Source organism: Caulobacter sp. (assembly GCF_035254145.1).
Lineage (GTDB): Bacteria > Pseudomonadota > Alphaproteobacteria > Caulobacterales > Caulobacteraceae > Caulobacter.
The window spans coordinates 1-9052 of sequence record NZ_DATFAV010000150.1 but is presented as its reverse complement, the minus strand read 5'-3'; the positions used below and the strand labels follow the sequence as shown (position 1 = coordinate 9052).

Annotated in this window: 8 protein-coding genes; all 8 read left to right on the top strand. The window is 67.4% G+C overall.

Annotation, left to right across the window (positions count from 1 at the left end; genetic code table 11):
• Positions 1–1171, top strand: a 1171-nt coding sequence (gene glmU / locus VJ655_RS08890; RefSeq protein ID WP_324110709.1) for a bifunctional UDP-N-acetylglucosamine diphosphorylase/glucosamine-1-phosphate N-acetyltransferase GlmU, incomplete at its 5' end; no start/stop codon positions are given.
• Positions 1168–1851, top strand: a complete 684-nt coding sequence (gene rpiA / locus VJ655_RS08885; RefSeq protein WP_324110708.1) for a ribose-5-phosphate isomerase RpiA — start codon at positions 1168–1170, stop codon at positions 1849–1851. The genes glmU and rpiA, both read left to right, overlap by 4 nt.
• Before the next feature lie 45 nt (positions 1852–1896).
• Entirely contained in the window at positions 1897–3297 is a 1401-nt protein-coding gene (gene gor / locus VJ655_RS08880) for a glutathione-disulfide reductase (RefSeq protein ID WP_324110707.1), read from the top strand.
• Entirely contained in the window at positions 3294–4529 is a 1236-nt protein-coding gene (locus VJ655_RS08875) for an O-antigen ligase family protein (protein ID WP_324110705.1), read from the top strand. The genes gor and VJ655_RS08875 overlap by 4 nt, the downstream gene beginning before the upstream one ends.
• A 112-nt stretch (positions 4530–4641) precedes the next feature.
• Complete coding sequence (locus VJ655_RS08870; RefSeq protein WP_324110704.1) at positions 4642–6021, top strand: class II 3-deoxy-7-phosphoheptulonate synthase; 1380 nt, start codon at positions 4642–4644, stop codon at positions 6019–6021.
• A 234-nt stretch (positions 6022–6255) separates the two neighbouring features.
• Positions 6256–8046 (top strand): long-chain-acyl-CoA synthetase, encoded by a 1791-nt coding sequence (locus VJ655_RS08865; protein ID WP_324110703.1) that lies wholly within the window; start codon positions 6256–6258, stop codon positions 8044–8046.
• 141 nt (positions 8047–8187) lie between these two features.
• Positions 8188–8544: an aspartate 1-decarboxylase gene (gene panD / locus VJ655_RS08860; RefSeq protein WP_324110702.1), complete on the top strand. Its 357-nt coding sequence runs from the start codon at positions 8188–8190 to the stop codon at positions 8542–8544.
• 3 nt (positions 8545–8547) lie between these two features.
• Complete coding sequence (locus tag VJ655_RS08855; RefSeq protein WP_324110701.1) at positions 8548–9006, top strand: hypothetical protein; 459 nt, start codon at positions 8548–8550, stop codon at positions 9004–9006.
• Positions 9007–9052 lie beyond the last annotated feature (46 nt).

The window sequence follows — 9052 nt, the reverse complement described above, 5'->3', positions numbered from 1 at the left end:
CGAGAGCGTCCGCAAGCGGCTTGGTCCGAACTCGACCGTGGTCCAGGACCCGCCGCTGGGCACTGGCCACGCCGTCTTGGCCGCGCGGGAAGCGCTGGCCGACTTCGACGGCGACGTGGTCGTCACCTACGCCGATTGCCCGCTGACCACCGCCCCGGTGATCGCGCCGCTGTTCGACCTGATCGGCGCCGGCGCCCACGTGGCGGTGCTGGGCTTCGAGGCGCTCAACCCGACGGGCTATGGCCGCCTGATCCTGGCGCCGGGCCACGTGCTGCTGCGCATCGTCGAGGAGAAGGACGCCGACCTCGCCACCCAGCAGGTCAAGCACTGCAATTCCGGTGTCCTGGCCGCCGACCGTTCGACGCTGTTCAGCCTGCTGGCTGACGTCCGCAACGACAACGCCAAGGGCGAGTACTATCTCACTGACGTTGTGGGTTTGGCCCATGACCGCAAGCTCTCCACCCGCGCGGCCTTCGCACCCGAGACTTCGGTGCAGGGCGTCAATTCGCAGGGCGAGCTGGCCGCCGCCGAGGCCGTCTGGCAGAAGGCCCGCCGCAACGCCCTGATGGTCGAGGGCGTCACCATGCCCGCGCCGGACACCGTCCACCTGTCGTGGGACACCCAGGTCGCCGCCGGCGCGGTGGTCGAACAGTTCGTGGTGTTCGGGGCCGGCGTCAGGGTCGAGGCCGGCGCGGTGATCAAGGCCTTTAGTCACCTGGAAGGCGCGATCGTCGGCGAGGGCGCCCTGATCGGTCCCTACGCCCGTCTGCGGCCGGGCGCCGAGATCGGCCCCGAGGCGCACATCGGCAACTTCGTCGAGGTCAAGAAGGTCAAGGTCGGGGCGGGCGCCAAGGCCAACCACCTCAGCTATCTGGGCGACGGCTCGATCGGCGAGAAGGCCAACATCGGGGCCGGCACGATCTTCTGCAATTACGATGGCTTCGAGAAGTTCGAGACCCACGTCGGCAAAGGGGCCTTCATCGGCTCCAACAGCGCCCTGGTCGCGCCCGTGCGGGTGGGCGACGGGGCCATGACCGGCTCGGGCTCGGTGATCACCAAGGACGTCGAGGACGGGGCCCTGGCCCTGACGCGTTCTGAGCAGACGACGAAGGCGGGATGGGCGACCAAGTTCCGCGCCCTCAAGCAGGCCAAGAAGGATCAGAAGAAATGAGCGCCGACGACCAGAAGCGCATCTCCGGCGAAGCCGCCGCCCAGCTTGTCGAGAACGGCATGACCGTCGGCCTGGGCACCGGCTCCACCGCCGCCTGGTTCGTCAAGGCGCTGGCCGCCCGCAAGCTGACCGACATCCGCGGCGTGCCGACCTCGGACGCCACCGGGGCCCTGGCGCGCGAACTGGGCATCCCGCTGGCGGCCCTGGACGACGTCAAGACCGTCGACCTAACCGTGGACGGCGCCGACGAGATCGGCCCGGGTCTCAGCCTGATCAAGGGCGGCGGCGCGGCCCTGCTGCGCGAAAAGCTGGTCTGGGAAGCCTCCACCCGCTGCGTCGTGATCGCCGACGCGGCCAAGAAGGTCGAAGCCCTGGGCAAGTTCCCGCTGCCGATCGAGGTGGTCCGCTTTGGCCACGTTCACACCGGCCATCGCCTGGCCGATATCGCCGCCGAGTTCGACCTGCCGCCGCCGCGCCTGCGCATGGCCGAGCGGGGCGTGGTGGTCACCGACGGCGGCAACCTGATCTACGACATGGCCTCTGGCCGCATCGCTGAGCCCTCCGCCCTGGCCACGGCCCTCAAGAGCGTTACCGGCGTGGTCGATCACGGCCTGTTCCTCGACCTCGCCGACGAGGCGCTGATTGGCACGGACGAGGGTGTAGTGCGGCTCGTTCCCTGACGCCCTACATAAGCCCGCTCAAAGCTCAGGTTCCAGGAGGCCGCCGTGGCTGACTACGACTACGATCTCTTCGTCATCGGCGCAGGCTCGGGCGGCGTGCGAGCGGCCCGGCTGGCCGCCATGACCGGCGCCAAGGTCGGCGTGGCCGAGGAGTATCGGGTCGGCGGCACCTGCGTCGTGCGCGGCTGCGTGCCCAAGAAGTTCATGGTCTACGCCAGCGAGGTCTCCAGCCAGTTGAAGACGGCCAAGGGCTATGGCTGGACGGTGAACGAGGCGAAGTTCGACTGGAAGAGCTTCCTGCACGACAAGGACGTCGAGATCGCCCGCTTGTCGGGGATCTACGTCATGAACCTGCAGAAGGCCGGCGCCCACCTGCTGCATGGCCGCGCCCAGGTCATCGACGCCCACACCGTGGAGGTGCTGCCCAAGGAGGATAGCAAGGACGCGGGGATCTACACGGCGCGCAAGATCCTCGTGGCGACGGGCGGCCGCCCGGTGCGGCCCGACTTCCCGGGCGCGGAGTTCGGGATCACCTCGGACGAAGCGTTCCACCTGCCGGCCCTGCCCAAGAGCATCCTGATCGTCGGCGGCGGCTATATCGCCGTGGAGTTCGCCGGGATCTTCAACGGCCTGGGCGTCCAGACCACGCTGCTCTATCGCGGCGCCAACATTCTGCGCGGTTTCGACGACGACGTGCGCGCGCACCTGGCCGACGAGCTGGAAAAGCGCGGGATCAAGGTGGTGCTGGGCTGCTCGCACAAGAGCATCGAGAAGGCGCCCGACGGGACGCTGGTCAGCACCCTCAGCAACGACCTCACCTTCGAGACCGAAGCGGTGATGTTCGCCACGGGCCGCGAACCTTATGTCCAGGGCCTGGGCCTGGAAAAGGCGGGCGTGAAGCTGAACGAACGCGGGGCGATCGCGGTCGACGCCTATTCCAAGACCAATGTCGACAGCATCTGGGCCGTGGGTGACGTCACCGACCGCATCAACCTGACGCCCGTGGCGATCCGCGAGGGCGCGGCGTTCTCGCAGACCGAGTTCTACGACAATCCGACCACCTTCGATCACGACATGGTCGCCTCGGCGGTGTTCTCGCAGCCGCCCGTCGGCGCGGTGGGCATGACCGAAGCCGAGGCGCGCCACGCGTTCGGGACGGTCGACATCTACCGCTCGGTGTTCCGTCCGATGAAGATCACCTTCTACGGCGGCCAGGAGCGATGCCTGATCAAGCTGGTGGTCAAGGCCGACGACCAGAAGGTGGTCGGGGTCCACGTGGTCGGGCCGGATTCGCCGGAGATCATCCAGATGGCCGCCATCGCCGTGAAGATGGGCGTCACCAAGCCGCAGTGGGATTCGACCTGCGCCGTCCACCCGACCTTGGCCGAGGAATTGGTGACGATGCGCGAGAAGTACGTTCCCGTCGAAGTCGGCGGGGTTGGATGACGGGTTCGGGCGTCTTGGCGCCCCTCTCGGAGCGGCGCACGCGCTGGCTGGGCGGTCTCGCCGTCTTCATGATGGCGATGACGCCGCTGCTGGGCTACCTGGCGCCCAAGCAGTTCGCCGCCTTGCTCAGCCTGGTCGGCTTGCTGGCCGTTCCCACGTTGCGGCGGTCGCGCCCGCCGTTGCTGCCGATGTTCGCCCTGGCGCTGCTGGCGATCTGGGCGCTGATCAGCCTGGGCTGGACCCCGGCCGCGCCCGATCCTTCCGAACTGAAGAAGTTCGACGACGTCGAGAACTTCACGGCCATCAAGCTGTTCCTGCAGCTTGGGCTCTATGGCGCCGCGGTCGCCGCCCTTGGCGAGATGTCGATGCGCTCGGCCCGGCTGGCGGGCAGGGCGATGCTGGTCTGCGCGGGGCTGCTGGCCCTGGTCACCTTCGTCGATGGTCTGCTGCACGCTCCGCTCTACCAGGCGCTGCGCAAGGCCAGCGGCGATCCGGTGACGCCCGACGTGGCGATGGTCAAGGTGTCGATGGGCGCCTATCCCCTGGTCCTGCTGCTGTGGCCCTGCGCGCGGCTGATCGAGGGCTGGAAGTCGCCGAAAGCCCGGATCCTGGTCGCCTCGATCGGAGGAGCGACGGCGCTGGGCGCCTATCTCACCGGCGCGGACGCGCCGATCGCGGCGCTGCTGCTGGGCGGCTTGGCGTGGCTTGGCGTGCGGTTCATCGGAAAGCCGGTGGTCAGGGCCCTCATTCCGATCGTTTCGGGCGCCTTCATCTTCGCGCCCATGGTGGTGTTATGGGGCGTGCGGTCCGGCCTCTTTAGCTGGCTGCACCGTCTGGCGCCGCCGTCGTGGGACCAGCGGCTGAACATCTGGGCCTTCTCCGCCGACCGGATCGTCGATCACGCCCTGCGTGGCTGGGGGATCGACGCCAGTCGGACGTTCGTCCCGGCGATCCCGCTCCACACCCATAATGCGGCGCTTCAGCTGTGGCTGGAGCTGGGGGCGTTCGGCGCGGCCATGGGCGCGGCCTTCTTCGCCTGGATCCTCTACCGGATCCTGGCCTGGACGGATAAGGATCGCCGCAACGGCGCCATGGCGGCGGGCGCTCTGGTATCCTATCTGGTGATCGGCGGCGTGAGCTTCGGGGTCTGGCAGGAATGGTGGCTGGCCCTCGGCGCCATGGCCGTCATCGCCTGCGGTATCGCGCAAAAATCGAGCGCTTCGCCCAGGTAGTACGACAACGAACTTTCTCGCCTGGGCGGATTGGCAGCATTCGGCCGCATGATTTTGCCTTTCTGTTCCATTCGCGGTATTTACCCCGCCCCTTGTTGTTATCGAGCTTGTCATGACCGCCCGCTGGACCCCCGCCGCCTGGAGAGCCAAACCCGCCAAGCACATCCCCGCCGACTATCCGGACGCGGCCGCTGTGGAACGGGTCGAGCAGACGCTTCGCCAGATGCCGCCGCTGGTGTTTGCGGGCGAGGCGCGCCGTCTGAAGACCTTGCTGGGCGATGTGGCGGAAGGCCGGGCCTTCCTGCTGCAGGGCGGCGACTGCGCCGAAAGCTTCAAGGAATTCCACGCCGACAACATCCGCGACACCTTCCGCCTGATCCTGCAGATGGCGGTGGTGCTGACCTTCGCCGGCGGCAAGCCGGTGGTGAAGGTCGGTCGCATCGCCGGCCAGTTCGCCAAGCCGCGCTCGGAACCGATCGAGACGATCGGCGACGTGACCCTGCCCTCTTATCGCGGCGACATCATCAACGGCATGGAGTTCACGGCCGAGGAGCGCACGCCCGATCCGGAGCGCCTGCTGCGCGCCTATGGCCAGTCGGCTGCGACGCTGAACCTGCTGCGCGCCTTCGCCAGCGGCGGCTACGCCGACCTCTACAACATCCACCGCTGGACGCTGGGCTTCGTGGGCGACAGCCCGCAGGGCGCGCGCTACCGCGAGCTGTCCGAGAAGATCAGCGAAGCCCTGACCTTCATGTCGGCCGTCGGCGTCACCCCCGACACCCAGCCCGACCTGCGCCGGGTGGAGTTCTTCACCAGCCACGAGGCCCTGCTGCTGGGCTTCGAGGAAGCCATGACCCGCGTCGATAGCACCTCGGGCGACTGGTACGACACCAGCGCCCACCTGCTGTGGATCGGCGAGCGCACCCGTCAGCTGGACGGCGCCCACGTCGAGTTCATGCGCGGCGTGAAGAACCCGATCGGTGTGAAGTGCGGCCCGACCATGGAGGGCGACGACCTGCTGCGCCTGATCGACGTGCTGAACCCGAACAACGAGCCGGGCCGCCTGACCCTGTACGGCCGCTTCGGCTCGGACAAGATCGCCGATCGCCTGCCGCGCCTGATGCGCGCGACCAAGAGCGCCGGCCGCTCTGTGGTCTGGGCCACCGACCCGATGCACGGCAACACGCTGAAGGCCTCGACCGGCTACAAGACCCGTCCGTTCGACCGGATTCTGAGCGAGGTGAAGAGCTTCGTGGAGATCGCCCAGGCCGAGGGCGTGCATCCCGGCGGCGTCCACCTGGAAATGACCGGCCAGAACGTCACCGAATGCCTGGGCGGCGCCCGGGCCGTGTCGGAGACGGATCTCGGCGATCGCTACCACACCCACTGCGATCCGCGGCTGAACGGCGAGCAGGCGCTGGAGCTGGCCTTCCTGGTGGCCGAGAAGCTGAAATCGGCCCGCGACGACCAGCGTCGCCTGGCGGTCGGCTAGAGGCTCCAAGACTTGGCGGCGCGGCGCGGGATTTTCCGCGCCGCGCCCGGCCTCGCCTGGGGTGTCCTTGCGAAGAAAGTGACCTAGCGTAAGGCTTTACGAGGTCACGAGCGCGCCGGGAGCTGCTCTTTCGCTTGTGGCGTTTCCAAGAACGGCGATAGGTTTGCAATGCAGCACGCGGCGGCTTGACCGGCCGCCCGGCGCTCTCCAATGGTGTTCGAAGGGAGAGCAAGAATGCGTTTGCGTCAAAAGATCGGCCGGGAAATCCGGTTCCTCAAGGGTTTGACCCGGACGCTCAAGCGCGTGAAATCCATCGTCCCTGATAGCGCCAACCTGATCTGTGACGATCTGGAGGCTGCCGTCGACAAGTGGCGTGACCGCCCCGCCATGACCTTCGAAGGCAAGACGATCAGCTACGCCGAGCTGGACGCCATGGCCAACCGCTACGCCCACTGGGCCAAGGGTCAGGGGCTGACGCGCGGCCAGACCGTGGCGCTGTTCATGCCCAACCGGCTGGAATACCTGGCCGTCTGGTACGGCCTGACAAAGGTCGGCGTCGCCACCGCCCTGATCAACAACCAGCTGACCGGCGCGGCCCTGGCCCACTGCCTGAACATCTCCCAAGCCATCCACTGCATCGTCGACGCCGAAACCTCGCCCTGCTTCGAGGACGTGAAGGGCCGGCTGGAGCGGCACATGCAGCAGTGGGTGCTTGGCCCGGTCCACGGCGAGCAGCGCGATCTCGTCAAGGCGCTGAAGAGCTGCAGCCAACTGCGTCCCGACCGCGTCACGGCGCGTGAGGGGATCACCGCCAAGGACACCGCGCTCTACATCTTCACCAGCGGCACCACGGGCATGCCCAAGGCCGCGCGCATCACCCACATGCGCGCTCAGCTCTACATGCGCGGCTTCGCCGGCTCGACCGGGGCCAAGGAAACCGACCGCATCTATGTGACCTTGCCGCTCTACCACGCCACCGGCGGCCTCTGCGCTCTGGGCGCGGGCTTGCTGAACGGCGGCTCGATCGTGCTGCGCAAGAAGTTCTCGGCCACGCATTTCTGGCCGGAAGTGGTGGCCGAGAACTGCACGATGTTCGTCTATATCGGCGAGCTCTGCCGCTATCTGGCCAACCAGCCCGAGCACGAACTGGAACGGGCCCACAAGATCCGCCTGATCTTCGGCAACGGCCTGCGGCCCGACGTCTGGGACGACATGCTGGACCGGTTCAAGGTCGGCGACGTGCTGGAGTTCTACGGCGCCACCGAGGGCAACGTCTCGCTGTTCAACTTCGACGGCAAGCGGGGCGCGATCGGCCGCGTGCCCCGCTATCTGCGCAGCAAGTTCAATATCCGCGTCGTCAAGTTCGACGTCGAGCACGAAACCCCCGTGCGCGGCCCTGACGGCTACTGCGTCGAGTGCGCGCCCGGCGAGGTGGGCGAGTGCGTCGGCCATATCGCCGGCGACGCCCGCTCCAACTATGTCGGCTACGCCGACAAGGCCGCCACCGAGAAGAAGGTGCTGCACGACGTCTTCCAGAAGGGCGATTCCTGGTTCCGCACCGGCGACCTGATGCGGGTCGACGCCGACGGCTACATCTATTTCGTCGACCGGATCGGAGACACCTTCCGCTGGAAGGGGGAAAACGTCGCCACCAGCGAGGTGGCCGAGCGCCTGGCGGCCGTCGAGCATGTGCTCGAGGTCAATGTCTATGGCGTCAAGGTCGGCGACCTGGACGGCAAGGCGGGCATGGCGGCCCTGGTGACCGATCCCGAGTTCGACATCGCCGCCTTCGCCAAGCATGTCGACGAGCAACTGCCCAGCTACGCGCGGCCGATCTTCGTGCGCCTGCAGCAGGAGATCGAGACCACCGGCACCTTCAAGTATCGCAAGATCGATCTGGTCGGCGACGGCTTCGACCCGGCGCGAACCAAGGATCCGCTGTATTTCCGCGATCCGGCCAAGGGCTATGTGAAGATCACCAAGGCCACCTTCGCCAAGATCGAGGCCGGCGGCTACAAGCTCTGATCCGGCTACGTGCCGCGACGTCATGTTGCAGTGCGATTGAACCTGACCGGGTTCATGTCTATATGGCGAACCTGATCAGTGGGCCTTGTGTGTGGCGGCCCTGAGATAGCTCATTCCATTCAAAGGGATAGACTTCCCGCCATGCTGTTGACCATGCTGAAGGCCAAACTTCACCGCGCCACGGTGACCCAGGCCGACCTCGACTACGAAGGCTCCATCGCCATCGACCGCGACCTGCTGGACGCCTCGGGCATCCTGCCCAACGAGCAGGTCGATGTCCTGAACATCACCAATGGCGCGCGCTTCACCACCTACGCCATCGAGGCGCCGCGCGGCTCGAAGGTCATCGGCGTCAACGGCGCCGCCGCGCGCCTGGTGCAGAAGAACGACCTGGTGATCGTGGTGACCTACTGCCAGATGCAGGCCGAGGAGGCGCGCAACTACGCCCCGACCGTCGTGCTGCTGGACGAAGGCAACCTGATCAAGAAGGCGGCCTGACGGATGCGTCGCCTGGCGCTGGTCGCGCTCGCCGCCGCGGGCCTTTCGGCCTGTTCGGCCAAGCTGCCGAAGGATGTCGACGAGACCGCGCTGACCCAGGCGATCGGGCGCTCGATCGGCTCGCCGTCCACCTGCGTCATCGTCGCCGACGGGCAGGGCCGCGTGGTCTGGCGCGGTGGCGGCTATATCACCTGTTCGCGCAACCTGCCGTCCTGCGACGGCGGCCAGACGACCGCCGAGGCGACGCTGAAGGCCGGAATCGGCAAGCCCGCCCGCTTCGCCAGCTGCCCCAGCGGGACGGGCGCAAACACGGTCGGCTGGTCCGTTGGACCGGTCCCGACCGGACCCGGCAAGCCGACACGCAGCCTGACCTATGTGGCCGTCATGGAAGGCGAGCGCGCCCTGCCGGGCCTGGAGATCAAGGAACGCGCCGAGAGGGCGTTCGCGAAGGCCGGTTTCTAGGCCGAGACCAGCCTGTCCGTCCCCAATCGTCGTCATCCCGGAAGCC

What these genes read in the sequence shown, in the direction of transcription:
- rpiA (WP_324110708.1), top strand. Translation starts at nt 1,168, where the DNA reads ATGAGCGCCGACGACCAGAAGCGCATCTCCGGCGAAGCCGCCGCCCAG.
- VJ655_RS08875 (WP_324110705.1), top strand. Translation starts at nt 3,294, where the DNA reads ATGACGGGTTCGGGCGTCTTGGCGCCCCTCTCGGAGCGGCGCACGCGC.
- VJ655_RS08870 (WP_324110704.1), top strand. Translation starts at nt 4,642, where the DNA reads ATGACCGCCCGCTGGACCCCCGCCGCCTGGAGAGCCAAACCCGCCAAG.
- VJ655_RS08865 (WP_324110703.1), top strand. Translation starts at nt 6,256, where the DNA reads ATGCGTTTGCGTCAAAAGATCGGCCGGGAAATCCGGTTCCTCAAGGGT.
- panD (WP_324110702.1), top strand. Translation starts at nt 8,188, where the DNA reads ATGCTGTTGACCATGCTGAAGGCCAAACTTCACCGCGCCACGGTGACC.
- VJ655_RS08855 (WP_324110701.1), top strand. Translation starts at nt 8,548, where the DNA reads ATGCGTCGCCTGGCGCTGGTCGCGCTCGCCGCCGCGGGCCTTTCGGCC.